This window comes from Bacteroidales bacterium (genome assembly GCA_014860585.1).
Taxonomy (GTDB): domain Bacteria; phylum Bacteroidota; class Bacteroidia; order Bacteroidales; family 4484-276; genus RZYY01.
Map to the genome: position 1 here is coordinate 74,233 of JACZJL010000027.1, position 16,637 is coordinate 90,869.

General features: G+C 44.8%; 14 protein-coding genes. 10 read left to right on the top strand and 4 right to left on the bottom strand.

The genetic code is table 11. The annotated features are described in order from the left end of the window. Nucleotide 1: 1 nt before the first annotated feature. Nucleotides 2–1,510: a Na+ dependent nucleoside transporter gene (locus tag IH598_03035; GenBank protein MBE0637474.1), complete on the top strand. Its 1,509-nt coding sequence runs from the start codon at nt 2–4 to the stop codon at nt 1,508–1,510. A gap of 69 nt (nt 1,511–1,579) precedes the next feature. Continuing rightward, nucleotides 1,580–3,052: an NADP-dependent isocitrate dehydrogenase gene (locus IH598_03040; GenBank protein ID MBE0637475.1), complete on the top strand. Its 1,473-nt coding sequence runs from the start codon at nt 1,580–1,582 to the stop codon at nt 3,050–3,052. 112 nt (nt 3,053–3,164) lie between these two features. Here the strand turns inward: IH598_03040 and IH598_03045 are convergent, their stop codons facing one another. After that, nucleotides 3,165–3,527, bottom strand: coding sequence for an MmcQ/YjbR family DNA-binding protein (locus IH598_03045; protein MBE0637476.1), 363 nt, complete (start codon nt 3,525–3,527; stop codon nt 3,165–3,167). A 147-nt stretch (nt 3,528–3,674) separates the two neighbouring features. On the opposite strand from IH598_03045, the gene nrfH reads away from it, so the two are divergent. The 3 genes from nrfH (at nt 3,675) to IH598_03060 (ending at nt 7,391) form a co-directional block, all read left to right on the top strand. After that, the gene (gene nrfH, locus IH598_03050; protein MBE0637477.1) at nt 3,675–4,274 is read left to right on the top strand and encodes a cytochrome c nitrite reductase small subunit; all 600 of its coding nucleotides are present in this window, start codon (nt 3,675–3,677) and stop codon (nt 4,272–4,274) included. Between the two features lie 19 nt (nt 4,275–4,293). Continuing rightward, entirely contained in the window at nt 4,294–5,775 is a 1,482-nt protein-coding gene (gene nrfA, locus IH598_03055; protein MBE0637478.1) for an ammonia-forming cytochrome c nitrite reductase, read from the top strand. Between the two features lie 254 nt (nt 5,776–6,029). Further along, nucleotides 6,030–7,391: a TrpB-like pyridoxal phosphate-dependent enzyme gene (locus tag IH598_03060; GenBank protein MBE0637479.1), complete on the top strand. Its 1,362-nt coding sequence runs from the start codon at nt 6,030–6,032 to the stop codon at nt 7,389–7,391. A gap of 107 nt (nt 7,392–7,498) precedes the next feature. On the opposite strand, the gene IH598_03065 is transcribed toward IH598_03060, so the two are convergent. The 3 genes from IH598_03065 to IH598_03075 form a co-directional block, all read right to left on the bottom strand. Beyond that, nucleotides 7,499–8,605 carry a SpoIIE family protein phosphatase gene (locus IH598_03065; GenBank protein MBE0637480.1) on the bottom strand — a complete coding sequence of 369 codons (1,107 nt, stop codon included), beginning with the start codon at nt 8,603–8,605 and terminating at the stop codon, nt 7,499–7,501. 81 nt (nt 8,606–8,686) lie between these two features. Further along, nucleotides 8,687–10,540: a 4Fe-4S binding protein gene (locus IH598_03070; GenBank protein MBE0637481.1), complete on the bottom strand. Its 1,854-nt coding sequence runs from the start codon at nt 10,538–10,540 to the stop codon at nt 8,687–8,689. Nucleotides 10,541–10,554: 14 nt separating this feature from the next. Beyond that, nucleotides 10,555–10,800 carry a (2Fe-2S) ferredoxin domain-containing protein gene (locus IH598_03075; GenBank protein MBE0637482.1) on the bottom strand — a complete coding sequence of 82 codons (246 nt, stop codon included), beginning with the start codon at nt 10,798–10,800 and terminating at the stop codon, nt 10,555–10,557. Between the two features lie 150 nt (nt 10,801–10,950). On the opposite strand from IH598_03075, the gene IH598_03080 reads away from it, so the two are divergent. The 5 genes from IH598_03080 to IH598_03100 form a co-directional block, all read left to right on the top strand. Further along, nucleotides 10,951–11,418, top strand: a complete 468-nt coding sequence (locus tag IH598_03080) for an NAD(P)H-dependent oxidoreductase subunit E (protein MBE0637483.1) — start codon at nt 10,951–10,953, stop codon at nt 11,416–11,418. Further along, nucleotides 11,415–13,367, top strand: a complete 1,953-nt coding sequence (locus IH598_03085; GenBank protein MBE0637484.1) for a 4Fe-4S binding protein — start codon at nt 11,415–11,417, stop codon at nt 13,365–13,367. Before IH598_03080 ends, IH598_03085 begins: the two co-directional genes overlap by 4 nt. Nucleotides 13,368–13,395: 28 nt before the next feature. Continuing rightward, nucleotides 13,396–15,117, top strand: coding sequence for a (2Fe-2S)-binding protein (locus IH598_03090; protein ID MBE0637485.1), 1,722 nt, complete (start codon nt 13,396–13,398; stop codon nt 15,115–15,117). 55 nt (nt 15,118–15,172) lie between these two features. Continuing rightward, a complete protein-coding gene (locus IH598_03095) occupies nt 15,173–15,559 on the top strand; it encodes a response regulator (protein ID MBE0637486.1) in 387 nt (128 codons plus the stop codon). Between the two features lie 3 nt (nt 15,560–15,562). Beyond that, nucleotides 15,563–16,637: hybrid sensor histidine kinase/response regulator (locus tag IH598_03100; GenBank protein ID MBE0637487.1), on the top strand; the 1,075-nt coding region annotated here is incomplete at its 3' end.

Genomic DNA, 16,637 nt, shown 5'->3' on the forward strand with positions numbered 1-16,637 from the left:
TATGAAAAATTTTCTTTTCCTGCTTGCCTTTCTGCTTGTTATCCCATTTTTTGCTTTCAATCAGCCATCCAATGATACTTCGTCCCTTCTGTCAGCGTCGGAATATACAACTGAACCCACTGACGGGCAACTCATCACAGATAGCAGCGTATCTGCAAAAACGACCTCTGACCAGCAGCCGGCGACAAAGCCATTTGTGCAAAAAGGCAGTCTTGGTTTTTCCTTGATTGGATTGTTGCGTGGATTGTTTGGAATTTTTTCTTTAATCCTGTTGGCGTGGCTTTTTAGTTCAAACCGCAGGGCGGTTGCATGGAAGGTGGTTTTTACCGGACTCATCATCCAGGTTGGCTTAGCTTTCGGCGTACTTTTTATCCCTTTTGTTGAGCATACGTTTGAATTTATCGGGAAAATATTTGTCGTTATCCTCGATTTTACAAAAACAGGAAGCACTTTCCTGTTCAATGATCTGATGAATGTCCAGAGTTTTGGTTTTATTTTTGCCCTGCAGATCCTCCCAACAATCATTTTCTTTTCTGCATTAACCAGTGTACTTTTTTATTTGGGAGTTATTCAAAAAGTTGTTTGGGCGCTTGCCTGGCTAATGACTAAAGCATTGAAGATTTCGGGCGCCGAGAGCCTTTCGGTAGCCGGAAATATTTTTCTTGGGCAAACGGAGTCTCCATTAATGATCAAAGCTTATTTACCTAAAATGAATGATTCTGAAATGCTGCTGGTGATGATTGGCGGAATGGCCACTGTTGCAGGGGGTGTGATGGCGGCCTATATCAGTTTCCTGGGAGGAGATGACCCGGTACAACGTTTACTTTTTGCCAAGCACCTGCTCACTGCTTCTGTGATGGCCGCTCCGGGAGCCGTGGTGATGTCCAAAATTTTAATTCCACAAACCGAAGAAATTGATATGAAAGTGGAAGTCAGCCAGGAAAAAATTGGAAAAAACTTCCTTGATGCACTCTCCAATGGCACCACTGAAGGACTGAAACTGGCAGCCAATGTTGGCGCCATGCTGTTGGTGTTTTTTGCCTTTATTGCCATGATCAACTTTATCCTGATGAAATTGGGCGGATGGACAAGTATGAATGAACTCGTCAGTTCATGGACCAGCGGACAATATAGCAGCATTTCGCTGGAGTTTATTCTCGGATATACTTTTGCTCCCCTTATGTGGGCCATCGGTGTAAATGTTCAGGATATTACCCTGGTTGGACAATTACTTGGCGAAAAGCTGATCGCCAGCGAGTTTGTTGGCTACACCAGCCTTGCCGGGATGAAAGAAGCCGGCATATTTGCACACCAGAAATCGGTGATTATGGCAACATACATGCTTTGCGGCTTCGCTAACTTTGCCTCCATTGGTATTCAGATTGGCGGCATTGGCGGCCTGGCGCCCAACAAACGATGGTTCCTCTCAAAATACGGAATGAAAGCGCTGATCGGCGGCACGCTGGCTTCACTACTTTCGGCAACTATCATCGGGACAATTCTCGGGTAGAAGAAAATCACAGCCAAAGAAACCATTTCTCTTTTAAATTTGTTTAAGGGTAAATAATCCCATTTTCTTATGCAAACTTCCAATCGAATCACAATAGCTAAAGGCGACGGTATTGGTCCAGAAATCATGGATGCTGTGATTAAAGTCTTAGACGCAGCTGACGTCGGCCTTGAGTACGACATCATCGACATCGGTGAAAAAGTTTATATGGCCGGACATGAATCGGGAATTACACCTGAGTCATGGGAAATGTTACGCCGAAACAAAGTTTTCCTGAAAGCTCCAATCACTACACCCCAGGGTGGTGGATACAAAAGTTTAAATGTGACCATCAGGAAATCGCTTGGACTATTTTCAAATGTCCGCCCGGTTAAGGCCATCACACCTTATATTAAAAGTAATTTCCCTGAAATGGATCTGGTAATCGTCAGGGAAAACGAGGAGGACCTTTATGCCGGTATAGAACACCAGCAAACCCAGGAGGTGATTCAGTGTCTTAAATTGGTTTCGCGACCTGGCAGTGAGCGGATTGTCCGCTATGCTTTCGAATATGCCCGTCTTTATGGCCGCAAAAAGGTGACCTGTATGACCAAGGACAATATCATGAAACTCACTGATGGTATGTTTCACGATGTTTTTACCCAGGTCTCAAAAGAGTACCCGGAAATTCAGACCGATCACAAGATTATTGATATCGGCTCTGCACTGCTTGCTGAACGACCTGAAACCTTTGATGTGATTGTTACGATGAACCTTTACGGTGATATTATTTCAGACATTGCCGCGCAGGTGGCTGGTTCGGTCGGGTTAAGCGGATCAGCCAACATCGGTGAAGACTTTGCGATGTTTGAAGCCATTCATGGTTCGGCTCCCGATATCGCCGGAAAACAATTGGCGAATCCCTCCGGTTTGTTAAATGCAGCCATCATGATGTTGTTGCATATTGGCAAATACAAGGAGGCTGAAACCATAGAAAATGCATGGCTCAAGACCATCGAAGACGGATTTCATACAGCGGATATTTTCCGGAAGGATTTTAGCTTTAAACGGGTCAGCACCAATGAATTTGCTGATGAAATCATCAAGCGGCTTGGCCACAAACCCCTCGATCTTAAACCCGCCAAATTAAGTGAGAACAAAGGACAAATCAGTGTGAAACCATCACCAACCATTCCGGTTGAAAAGGAACTGATTGGCGTCGATATTTTCCTCGACTGGTTAGAAAACGACCGGAATCCTGAAATCCTTGGTAAAAGACTGGAGCAACTTACACGTTCCAACCTTCGGCTGAAAATGGTCACCAATCGGGGTCTGAAGGTTTATCCCGGCGGCCTGCCCGAAACCTGGTGTTCCGATCACTGGCGCTGCCGTTTTCTCATTCCAAAATCAGAACACCAGAATACTAATGCCATCCAAGCCACTTCCAGCGACATTATTGTACTTCTGCAGGAAATGAAAGAGGAGGGTCTGGATTTCATTAAAACCGAAAACCTATATAATATTGGCGGAAAAAGGGCTTACTCACTTGGGCAGGGAGAATAAAAAAAGAAAGAGAAAATTTAACTCGTGTGAAGTAACGCAAACGTCCTGTCCATATTAACAATACCTGCCATTCTCAGGGTCAATTCCGGTCAGTCATTAAAAATACAGATTATCAGCTGTTGAAACCTTCCAACAACTCCCTTTGCCTGCGGTTCAGGCTTTTTACGATGAGGTCATAGGAGTGGTCAATCATTTCGAAAATTTCATCTCTGCTGAAAGTTCCATCAATCATTACTGTGTTCCAATGTGTCTTGCTCATGTGATACCCTGGCAAGACAGCCGGATATCGTTCACGTAAAACAATGGCACGTTCGGGATCGCATTTCAGGTTAATGGACAATTCGATTTCATCTATTGGTAAAAGGGCAAACATCTTACCGGCTACCTTGAAAACCAGCGTAACATCATCAAATGGAGTACATTCGGTGACAGCTTTTTTTGATAAACAATAGGTGCGAAGGTCTTCTACATTCATGGTGCAAAGCTAAAAACCTTTCGCTAATTATAGCTCATAAAACGAGAGTAATTTAGAATCAATAAAAATTTCATTCCAGGCCAGGTCGAATTGAAAAAAGATTTATTTTTGCGATTAAGTAATTCATTACTTATAATATTAAAGAATATGAAAAGACTGTTTCTCTTTCTTCTTCCACCTCCAACATGGCGGTTAGCCGCAACAATTGTGATGGGTATAATGGTTGGACTGGGGTTGTTTATTTTTCACACCAGCAAAGCGACTTCCTATTTGTCCGACAACCCTGAAACCTGCATCAATTGTCATGTGATGTACCCTCAATATGCTTCGTGGAATCACAGTAGTCATCGTCAGTGGGCTACTTGCAGCGATTGTCATGTGCCGCAGGATAATTTCGTCAGGAAATACTTTTTCAAAGCCAGCGATGGCGCCCGACATGCTACCATTTTTACCGCCCGTGCCGAACCGCAGGTAATCCGGATCAAACAAGCCGGGGTAAATGTGGTACAGGAAAATTGTAAACGGTGCCACCATGATCTGATCGAGATGTCACAACTGGCTGAACATACAGGAAAAACCGCAAGAATGGACCAGGGGAAACTCTGCTGGGAGTGCCACCGGGAGGTGCCTCATGGCAGTGTAAACAGCCTGTCTTCAGCACCTTTCTCACTGGTTCCACGCATGCCATCGGTTTTGCCAGACTGGCTTTCAGGTTATTTGGGTAAAAATAAAAATTTAAATAATTAATCATTAAATAATTGATCCAATGAAAAACAATGCTGAAACATCGGCTCGGAAGCCGTGGGTAAATTGGCTGATTTTCTTTGTAACTATTATTGTTGTTTTTGTAATAGGGCTTTTTGCCTCTTCTATTATAGAGCGGCGCAGCGAGTCGCAACTTTATTTTCAGATGGTGAGCGAAATACCTGACTGGGAACCGCGCAATGAAGTTTGGGGCAAGAACTTCCCGCGTCAGTATGAATCCTATTTACGCACTTCGGAGACCGATTTCAAGAGCAAGTATTTTGGTTCCATGATGATCGACTACCTCGATAAGCATCCTGAAATGGTTGTCATGTGGGCAGGATACGCATTTTCGCGAGACTATAATCAGGGAAGAGGTCACTATTATGCAGTTGATGATGCACATAATACACTCAGGACAGTTCAGCCAATGCCTTCTACTTGCTGGACATGCAAAAGTACTGATGTCCCCCGTGTGATGAATAAAATTGGCGTAGCTGAATTTTATAAATCCACCTGGATGGACATGGGACCTCAAATCATGAATCATATCGGTTGTCAGGATTGTCATGATCCTAAAACCATGAACCTACGAATAACAAGACCTGGACTTGTGGAAGCTTATGAGCGACAGGGAAAAAATATAAATGATGCTACGCACCAGGAAATGCGTTCACTGGTTTGTGCACAATGTCACGTGGAATATTATTTCAAAGGAGATGGAAAATACCTTACATTCCCATGGGACAAAGGGTTTAGTGCCGACGATATGGAAAGTTATTACGATGAATATGCTTTTTTCGATTGGAAACATGCTTTGAGCCGCACGCCGATGATCAAAGCTCAGCACCCCGATTTTGAATTGTATATGACCGGTGTACATGCCGATCGTGGCGTTTCCTGCGCTGATTGCCACATGCCCTATATGAGAGAAGGTGGTTTGAAATTTACCAACCATCACATCAGCAGCCCGTTGAACAACATCTCTGGCTCCTGTCAGGTGTGCCATCGGGAAAGCGAAGAGAAACTGCGCCAGAATGTTTACGACCGCCAGGATAAAGTGGCCGAACTGCGTCATATCACTGAGGCAAACCTTGCGCGGGTTCATATTGAAGCAAAAACCGCCTGGGATGCAGGCGCCAGTGAAAAGGAAATGGAACCCGTACTCACGCTGATCCGTCATGCACAATGGCGTTGGGACTGGGTAGCTGCAGCCAATGGAATGGGGATTCACTCACCTGTGGAAAGCCTTAGGGTTCTTGGTACCTCCATTCAGAAATCCCAGGAAGCTCGGGTACTTTTGGCTGAAATTCTTACTAAAAACAACGTTCCAATCCCAATCGAAATGCCCGATATCAGCACTAAGGAAAAAGCCCAGCAATACATCAATCTGCCGATGGATGACCTCAGGGTGAAAAAGCAGCAATTCCTCGAGGAATTATTGCCGCAATGGATAAAAGAGGGTAAAGAACGTGAAGCTGGACTACAGGCAAGCATGAAATAATCATAAAAAAAAATCACAAAAAATTTGGTCAATTCAGATTATTGTTATTTTTGACGCTCGAAAAAACACAGAAAAACACAGATGATCAACCTTACAAACATAGCAACATGGTGGTGGCACTTCAACAAACGAAGTCGCCGTATGCTGCCGTGGTGTGATGTAAGTTAAGGTAAAAGATAATTTAAAACCCAGAGAGGCATGTTGTTACGGCAACATGCCTCTTTTTTTTGTCAAACTTTTAAACATTTACACACATGAAACAACAGAACAAATTCATCCTGAACGAAAACGAAATGCCAACCAGGTGGTATAATGTTCATGCCGATATGGTCAACAAAACCATGCCGCCACTGCACCCCGGAACCCTCAACCCTATTGGTCCGGAAGATCTCGCGGGACTTTTCCCGATGGAACTGATCAAGCAGGAAGTTTCGATGGAACAATTCATCGAAATTCCGGAAGAAGTGCAGGATATTTACAGAATCTGGAGATCAACACCCCTGGTTCGAGCCCACAATCTCGAAAAACTTCTTGGCACACCCGCCAGGATTTATTACAAAAACGAAAGTGTCAGTCCTTCCGGCTCACACAAACCAAACACCGCCGTGGCTCAAGCTTATTACAATTACAAAGAAGGGGTAAAACAACTGACTACCGAAACCGGCGCAGGACAATGGGGCAGTGCGCTTGCCTTTGCAACCGGGTTTTTCGGAATTAAACTAAAGGTGTTCATGGTTAGGGTAAGTTACGATCAAAAGCCCTATCGCAAATCGATGATGAACGTATGGGGTGCTGATGTGACTCCATCGCCGAGCATGCTCACCAACTCAGGACGTCAAATCCTTGCCGCCAATCCTGATTCACCCGGAAGCCTGGGCATTGCAATTTCAGAAGCGGTCGAAATGGCCGCAGGAGATCCGGAAACCAAGTATTCATTGGGCAGTGTGCTCAATCATGTGCTTTTACACCAGACAATAATCGGAGAAGAAGCCATTCTGCAGATGGAAAAAGCCAACGATTACCCAGACATTGTGATTGGATGCTTTGGGGGTGGTTCCAACTTCGCCGGGATTACATTCCCGTTCTTAAGGGGTAATTTGCTGGATGGTAACAAAACCAGGTTTATTGCAGTGGAGCCTTCATCCTGCCCGAAACTTACACGCGGTGAGTTTAAGTACGACTTTGGCGACACTGCCGGTCTAACTCCACTAATCCCGATGTACACACTTGGTCATGACTTTATTCCACCGGAAATCCATGCCGGAGGACTGCGGTATCATGGCGCCGGGGCAATAGTCAGTCAGTTGCTCAAGGACGGTTTGATCGAAGCAGCCTCAGTTGATCAGTTCGAGTGCTTTGATGCAGGGTTAAAATTTGCCAGGGCCGAAGGAATTATCCCCGCTCCTGAGTCAACCCATGCCATTGCTCAGGCAATCAGAGAAGCTGAACGCTGCCGCGAAGAAGGGGTTACTAAATCCATACTTTTCAATCTTTCAGGACATGGATTAGTGGATTTGGCAGCATATGACAGCTACCTGAGCGGTAGTATGAAGAACTTTTGCACCAGCGACCAGCAAATCAATACAAGTTTGAATAAACTTTATAAAGTTGCATGAATAAGTGAATGAATAATTGAATGATGCAATCACCCCGTGAATCCTTCTGGGGACCGTCTCAACCTCATGATGGCATTCACGGGGCATCTGATTGCCTTTCGAAGGAATCAGATAAATTCGATCTTAACTTCTTTAAGAAATTTTTCCTCCAGGGTTGTTGCAATCCGCTTGACTACAGTCCGGCGGATTTCAAGTTCAACCGGCAGGCTGGGGTCCTGGTGGGCAATGTTGATGCGTGTTCCAACAATAAAGTCAATCTCGTCGCTCTTTAAAATCATGTTGACGATCAGTCCGGCCGGCCCTTTGTCAAGAACTGTGTTTTGATTGTAATCTTTCAACAGGTTGCTGACTTTTGTCAAAGTCAGAATGCCTTCGGTGACCAGGTCAACGCCCTCCATATGTGAAACCGGCGGCAGGTCAGGATCAATAAAGTCGAAAGTGTCTTCAATTTCTTTCCCCCATTCACGGGAGATGATGTCGCCGGTGGTAGCGCCGCAAAGCACTTTTTTACCTTCAAATCCGGCTACCTTGCGGGCATACACCTTGTCATTTTCCTCCTCGAATGGAGGCCCTGTGCAAATGAGCATTTTTCGGGGTTCTCTGAAATATATCACAGCGCAACTTGTGTCGTCCTTGGGCATGAAGTTGTCGTTCTGGATGGCCTTTTTCACAACCCGTTCGCCAAGATCCCGGGCAGAGATAAACTTATTTTGTTTGGTTTCGTTCAGCACAAATTCAATCAGGTGTTCGCGTTCCCATCCAAATGGCAAACTTTCGCTACCCATACCTGATTGGGTGATCCCGTCGGAACAAAAAACGATCCTGTCTTCTTTTTCGGGGGTAAAAGAACAACTGCGCAATTCCTTCCCCCTGCCTTTTTCTGAGTCAAGGATTATACACTGCCAACCAGGTTCAAAAACCTCATTATTTCTGACAATAAATGTTTCAGGGTTATCATATTCGAGGATATTTACCACCCCACCCACTTCAATATCTACAATAGTAAAAGTGGCATAGCTGATTTTCCGCACACTGCAAACCGGCAACGTTTTCATGATGATCTCGGCAATTTTACCAAAATCTTTATGTTCTTCGGTAAAATTCAATGCCATGGTAGCGGTGAGTGTAGCCAGCATATTCGCTTTGACGCCATGTCCCATGCCGTCCGAAAGGACTGCCACAATGCGGTTTTCCTCCTTCACCCGACGGTGCATGAACACATCGCCGCAAATCCGCTCGCCGTCTTGGTTGCGTTGCTGACAGTTAAGTTCTATGTAAAAATTTTTATCCAAGTCTTACCTTTTCTTTTTTGTCCGATGCAACTGAATGATGGAGTTAAGCATTGCCTCAGTTTTGCTGGCGCCTTCACCGAGCAGGAAGCCGATCTGCTGAACCATTTCCAGGTTTTGGTCTATCACTTCGGTAATGCGGTGAATAATCTGTTCGTTGCGTACTTCGGGCGAAAACATATCCCTGACAATACCGCCGACAACTTTGTTCTTTTTGATCGAAAATACGCTGACATTGAGCAGCGCGTCTTCAATCTGCACATCGCGGCTGATGATGTTTTCGCCTGTGGACAGGGTGTTCTGGAACAATTTGTAAAATTGCACCGGCACCAATGTTTTAAGGTCGGCGCCACGCAAACCGGGAATAATCTCATCAATTTCCCTGATTTCATCTCCCAGCAGTTCGATAAAACTTCTGTTTGATGAAGTCACCTTTAGCTTTTCATCCACTATCACTACACCCGAAGGGATCTGGTTCATGATTTCTCGGGAGGTTTCCAGTTTATCATTCACCAGTGAGTATTCGTCTCTCAGTTTTTTTAATTCCTCCTTTAGTGCCTGCAACTCGTCATGGTATTTTTTGTTGGATTCGCGCAGGGTGCCAATGTATTTGTTTTTACTGCTGATGGCAAAATCGTAGCAGATATCTGTGCGGGTGAGGCCTTGTCCAACGGCAACTGCAAACGCCTTGCAGGATTCAAAACCGCAATTACCACATTGGGAAGCATTGGTTTCATCTTTACCTATCAGTTGAAGAATTTCCCTGATTTTGGCTTCATCGGGCACAGGTAAACGCTGGTCATCTGCATTGTAAGATCGTTTCATGTCCATTTTACTGAACATTTCAACGAAAGCTTCCCACTTTTTCTGATCGAAATCTTTCAGCCGCTTTTTCGAATAATCAACTACAAGGGCATTGCGCCGGTGTTTATCATCGCCGGTCGTCATGCCCGGCCCCATCACACAGCCTTCGTTGTAGAAGATATTGAAATTTTTCCTGATCTTATCAATATGATTTTCGAAAGTCCCGATGGCTTTCAGCGACGGAGAACTTCCTTCTGAAGTAATAACATCACCATCAATTATTGTTTGATCGATATTTGCGGCTTCAAGGATGCCGGAACTGATGGGGTACAATGACCCCAGCCTTCCTATAGGTGGGTCAAAATCGGAATATTCAAGCTGACTTTCATGGATGTCCTGATCAGCAAATAACTTCCTTAATTCCTCAAAAGTAAGAACGGCATCCAGACGGGCATGTTCGCCGGTACGTTCAATTTCACGTTTTGCGGCAATACAGGGGCCGATATACACAATGCGGACATCATCGCCGAATAAATGCTTTACGGCATTGGCTGTGGCCATCATTGGCGAAATGATGGGAGCAAGATTGCCGATCAGCGAAGGAACGAATTTTTCGATGTAATATACTATTGCCGGGCAGTTGGCTGTGATATAGTACTTCCCTTTTTTTTCGCTGAATAACCTTTTGTAAGCCAAAGCAACGAGATCGACCCCGAACGAAACCTCATTCACGTATTCAAAACCCAACGACCGGATCATCTCCACAAATTTCCGGTAATCGGTAATGTCCGGAAACTCACCGGAGATGCTCGGATCAACAATTGCAGCCACCTTATCGGCTGATTGCAGAAGGCCAATCACCTGTTCGGTTGAACTTTGGTAGGTGATTGCACCGAAAGTGCATGCGCTCAGACACGACCCACAGCCGATGCACCTTTCGTCAATGATTTCCGGATGTTCCATACCTACCTGGATCCGGATGGCATGAACAGGGCAAACCCGCACACAGTTGTGGCAATTTGTACACTTCTCAGGATTTATAGTTAACAAATGCATAATGAATTGTCTTCTTATAATAATTCTCGTTCCAGGATTTCCAGCACTGACTGCTGATTAAGATGCTCGTGGCGCTTTTCCCCGATCATCATGCTGGGACCGTTTTCGCAATTTCCAAAACAGTGCTTTCCCCGGAACTTCAGTTTGTGCATAAGATTGTTGTCTTCCATGAACTTTTTTACAACCTGAACCATCTGCTTATTGCCACGGGCAAAACATGAACTTCCTAAACAAATAACAACTTCCAATTGATCTGTCATTTATAATTCTATCTCAAGATTGCATGTACAAAGGTCTGAAAAATAAATTACATAGTACTTTTTACGTTATTAAAATAACAGTGTGAACTGAATAACAAAAAAATATAGTAATTTTGTTCACCTGTTGATTTACTATCAATCCATACTTGAATGACTGAAATAGAAGCTATTTTGCAGAAATATCAAAATCGTGACCGCGAATATTTGCTACCGATTTTGCAGGATATTCAAAGTGTCAGCGGTTTTCTATCCCGACAAGCCGTTATTTCGGTGGCGGCTCATTTAAAAATTCCAACCAGCAAGGTGTATGCCGTTGCTACATTTTATGAACGTTTCAGGTTTTTACCAAAAGCAAAATATCGCATCAGTGTCTGCAATGGTACAGGATGTCATATCGAAGGATCGGGCAACCTGTTGGAAGCGTTTAAAAGACTGATGGGACTTGAGCCCGGAGCTGAATTAAAGAATGAGTTGTTCAGCCTTGAGGTTGTGCAATGTCTTGGCGCATGTGGCAATGCACCGGTGATCAAAATCAATGATGTGTTTTATTCAAACGTGACCCCCGATATGGTTCCTGAGTTAATTGCTGCAATAAAAGCCAGGGAGGAAATTAAATGAAACTAACTGAACAAGCCATTGGCAGAACGCATTTCCTGATCGACAATGTACTGAAGAATTTTTCCGGTGAATACAACCCTGAAACCCAGAAAGAGATTGACCTGCTTTTACGCAGGCACCTGGTAAAGCCTTTGATTTATGTTGGCACTGGTACCTGTGGTATTGCAGCAGGTGCTGGATCAACGCTTCAGGCTGTGCATGCATACCTCGAACGAAATCAGCTGGATGCAGACGTGGTCGAAGTGGGATGCGTTGGGCTTTGCAGTGCAGAGCCATTGCTTGATTTTCAGGTTCCGGGAAAGGCCAGGGTTAGTTTTCAGAAAGCCACGGCTAATAAAGTGGACGATATCCTTGATGAATGTTTTCACAATCACATTTCGGGACAGGATATTTTGGGACAGGTGGCTAACAAGATGCATGAATCGTGGGAAGGTGTTCCCAATATTCAGGAGCTTCCTTTTTTTAAGAAGCAGCAACGGATTTTGCTCTTTGATTGTGGTGAGATTTCGCCATCAAGCCTTGATGAATATTTGGCCCGCGATGGGTATAAGGCTTTTTTAAAAGCGTTGATGAATTACCCTCCCGATGAGGTTTGCAGCATTATCGGGCAAAGTGGTTTACGTGGCAGAGGTGGTGGTGGATTTCTTACTTCAACCAAATGGAACAGCGTCCGGATGGCTGCCAGTGACCAGAAATATATCATTTGCAATGCCGATGAGAGTGACCCCGGTGCATATATGGATCGGGCACTGGTTGAAGGAAACCCTTTCCGGTTGATCGAAGGACTTTCCATAGCTGCTTATGCCATCGGTTCGAGCAAGGCATACATTTACATTCGGTCAGAATATGCACTGGCGGTGAAAAGATTGAATGAAGCGCTGGAAATGGCACGTGAGTTTGGATTTCTGGGCGAGAATATTTTTAATAGCGGATTTAACTTGCAGATCATCCTTCGGGAGGGGCCGGGCGCTTTTGTTTGTGGTGAGGAAACGGCATTGATTAAGAGCATAGAAGGGCGCCGGGGAATGCCAAGAACTAAACCTCCTTTCCCTTATGAAAAGGGACTTTTCGGTAAGCCAACAGTAGTGAACAACGTGGAGACATTAACCAACGTGCCGCTCATCCTGCTTCATGGTCCTCACTGGTTTAAAAGTATTGGAACTAAATCCAGCAGTGGAACAAAACTTTTTGCTTTAACCGGTGATATTGTCAATACAGGGCTTGTTGAGGTTCCATTTGGAATCACCCTCGAAGAGATAATTTTCGAAATCGGAGGTGGGATTAAAAATCAGAAATCGCTAAAGGCTGTTCAGATTGGCGGACCCTCAGGAACATTGGTGCCTGCTGAAAAAAGAGACCTGCAGATTGATTTCGGTACTTTCCAGGATCAGCACCTGATCATGGGTTCAGGAGGCATGGTGGTGATGGATGAGGATACCTGCATTATTGATATGGTGAAATATTTCATCAACTTCCTGCAAAACGAAAGCTGCGGAAAGTGCATCCCTTGCCGAGAAGGAACCAACAGGATGTATGAGATCCTGAATGAGATCACCCAAAGACCGGCTCAAACGGATGAACACAAGAGTTTGTCGAGATTTCAGGGAGTGCTGCAACTGGAGAATCTGGCAAAAGTGATTAAGGAGACCTCCTTATGTGGCCTGGGCAAAACTGCTCCCAATCCTGTGCTGAGCGCCCTGGAATATTTTCGTGATGAATTTGAAGAGCATGTGTTTGAGCGCAAATGCCGGGCGAATGTCTGCAGGAACCTGCGCACTTTTGTGATCAGTGCCGAGCGTTGCACCGGTTGTATGGTTTGCCTCAAAAAGTGCCCGGTTGATGCTATAGTAGGAGCGGCTCGGGAACCACATTTTATCATCCCCCAAAAATGTAACGACTGTGGTATTTGCTATGATGTATGCAGGTTTTCAGCCATTGACATTATCTGATATTCAAATTTTATAATTTCGACCCAGAATGATTTTCAACATCGAAATAAATAACAAAACCATCAAGGCAAAGCGCGGCGACACAATCCTTGAGACCCTGCGGCGAAACGGGATTACTGTCCCGACGTTATGCAGTATGGAGGGTTTTACCCCAACCGGAGCATGTCGAATGTGTGTGGTTGAAGTGGAAGGAACAGACGATCTTGTCCCTTCATGTTCGCATCCGGTGGAGGAGTGGATGAAAATTCACACCCACTCTCCACGTGTGATCAATGCGCGCCGTACCATTGTTGAACTGCTGCTTTCGAGCCACCCCGACGATTGCCTCTATTGTATCCGCAATAAGAACTGCGAGTTGCAGAACCTGGCCGAAGAATTGGGTATTCGCGAGCGTCGATTGCCGGTTGTCAGGAAAAAGGTTAAAAAAGATCCATCTTCCGCAAGTATTGTGCGCGACCCGGCCAAATGCATTCTTTGTGGCCGTTGTGTGCGCGTTTGCAAGGACCTGATTGGAATTTCAACATTCGATTTCATTGGTAAAGGGATGAAAACCATCGTTGGTCCTACCTTCAATAACCAGCTGAATGTTTCCAACTGCATCGCCTGCGGTCAGTGTATTATGACTTGCCCAACCGGCGCCCTGCATGAAAAGGATAACATCAGCCAGGTGCAGGAAGCACTCCAGAATCCTGATAAATTTGTGATCGTACAAATTTCACCAACAGTATCAGTTTCGCTGGCTGAGGAATTTAATATACGTTCGGGTAAAGAGTTGGATGGATTGCTGGTAGCAACCTTGCGCAAAATGGGTTTTGACCGTGTGTTTAAAACCGCTTTTGCCGCTGACATCATGCTCCTTCAACTGGTGGATGAATTGACGGAAAGATTGGAAAAAAATGAGGTTTTGCCCATGTTTTCCAGCGATTGCCCTGCATTTGTCAAGTTTATGGAAGAATATCATCCTGATCTGCTGCCCAACCTTTCCATGTGCAAATCGCCACAGCAGATCATGGGAAGCCTGGTAAAGCATCATTTTGCGAGGGATCAGAAAATTAAAGCTGAAAAAATATTCTCCGTTTCATTGATGCCCTGTACCGCCAGGAAGTTTGAAGCCAGCAGGGAGGAATTTACGAATAAAGGCATTTCTGACGTGGACGTTGTGTTGACCACACGCGAACTTGCCCGCATGATCCGCCTTTACGGACTCGACATTCAGCAAACTGCTCCCGAAATGGCCGACATGCCTTTTGCCATCAGAAGTTCTGCAGCCAAGATCATTGGCGCCAGCGGGGGGGTGGCAGAGGCTGTTTACCGGTCGTTGTATTATAAATTATCAGGCAAACATTTGGTTAACTTTAAAGTGGCGCCAATGCGTAACAACAAAAATATCAAGGAGTTCAGCACTAAATTGGGGAAATACAAGCTGGGAATTGCCGCAGTGAATGGTTTAGGCAACGTGCATGAACTGATCAGACAGATTAAATCCGGTCACAGTGACCTGCAGTTCATCGAAGTGATGGCCTGCCCCGGAAGTTGCATCAATGGCGCAGGCCAACCCATTGGTTGTGACAAAGAAGCAGTAAAAGCCCGTGTAAAAACACTCTATGATATCGATGAAAAGGAATCGATTAAAGTTTCTTATAAAAACCTCTCAGTAATGGAGTTGTATGGCAAATACACCGGAAAAGAAAAAGATTCCTTTTTCGAGAAATTCAAAACTACCTATCAAAAAAGGGATGTTTTGCTTTAGTCAGCGAACCATCTCTTCAATTAACTCGTTATTTTATATAAACAACTGATAAAGCATGAAAAAGACAATCCTAATCGTTGATGATGATGTTGATGTATTGTTCCAACTCAGGCTGAAAATCGAAAAATTCGGATTTGAGGTGATCTCTGCAGATAGTCAACGCGAGGGTGAAAAAATCATCGAAACACTAAAGCCTGACCTTGCCATCTTCGACCTGATGATGGAAAACGAAGACAGCGGTTTTATCCTTAGCTACAAAATCAAAAAGAAATATCCCGATGTGCCGGTCATTCTTGCAACCGGAGTTACTGCCGAAACCGGAATCATGTTCGATATGAGTCGCGACAGCAACAAATCCTGGATCAAGGCCGACCTGATTCTCGACAAGGGAATCAGAGCCGACCAGTTGGAAATGGAGATAAAGAAACTGCTAAAACTTTAAAAAATGGCTACTTTAAAAGTTTTGGTTGTTGACGACGAACCCGGCATCAGATCAGGGATAGAGCGGATTCTGCGGAACTTCAGGGTGGACTACCCTTTCATGGATGAGATGTATGATTTCAGGGTTATCGAAGCAGGAACAGGCGAAGATGCGATTGATTTGATAAATGCTGATCAACCCGACATTGCTTTACTCGACAATAAATTGCCCGGAATACAGGGAATTGAAGTGTTGGAATATATCAAGAGCAACAACCTCGATATTGTTGTGGTGATGATTACCTCCTACGCTTCCATCGAAATTGCCGTGAAAGCCACCAACGACGGCGCAGTTGATTTTATCCCAAAACCCTTCACGCCGCAGGAATTGAAATCCTCATTCGAAAATATTACCAAACAGCTCTTCCTGAAGCGGATGGCGCGTCATATGAAAGAACAGGGCAAACAGGTCAGGTTCCAGTTTCTTTCGGTACTGTCACACGAACTCAAAGCACCCCTTACTGCAGTTGAAGGATATCTGAACATCATCAAAGAGCGCCAGCTGGGGACAACCCTTCAGGATTACGACCAGGTGGTCGAACGCTCTATACAGCGGCTGCACGGGATGCGGCATCTGATCCTCAACCTGCTCGACCTTACCAAAATCGAATCAGGGAAACCAACCCAGAAAATTCAGAATACCAACTTTGTGGATGTGGTGCGCAGTTCCATTGATGTGATGATGCCCTACGCCATTCAAAAGGAGGTTGAAATAAAACTCCATTCACCCGAAAAGCTCAACAAGTACATCGACCCTGAGGAGATGGAGATTGTGTTCAACAACCTGATCTCAAATGCCATCAAATACAACAACCGTGGTGGGAGGGTTGACCTGACCATTTCGGAAAGCGGCGGCAAAACAATCATCGAAGTGGCAGACACCGGCATTGGAATCCACCCCGACGACCAACAGGATTTGTTCAAGGATTTTGTAAGGATAAAAAATCCAAAAACCCGCAACATCATCGGTAGTGGTCTCGGTCTTTCTATAGTAAAAAAGATTGTGGATTTGAACCAGGGTGAAATCACCGTGCAAAGCA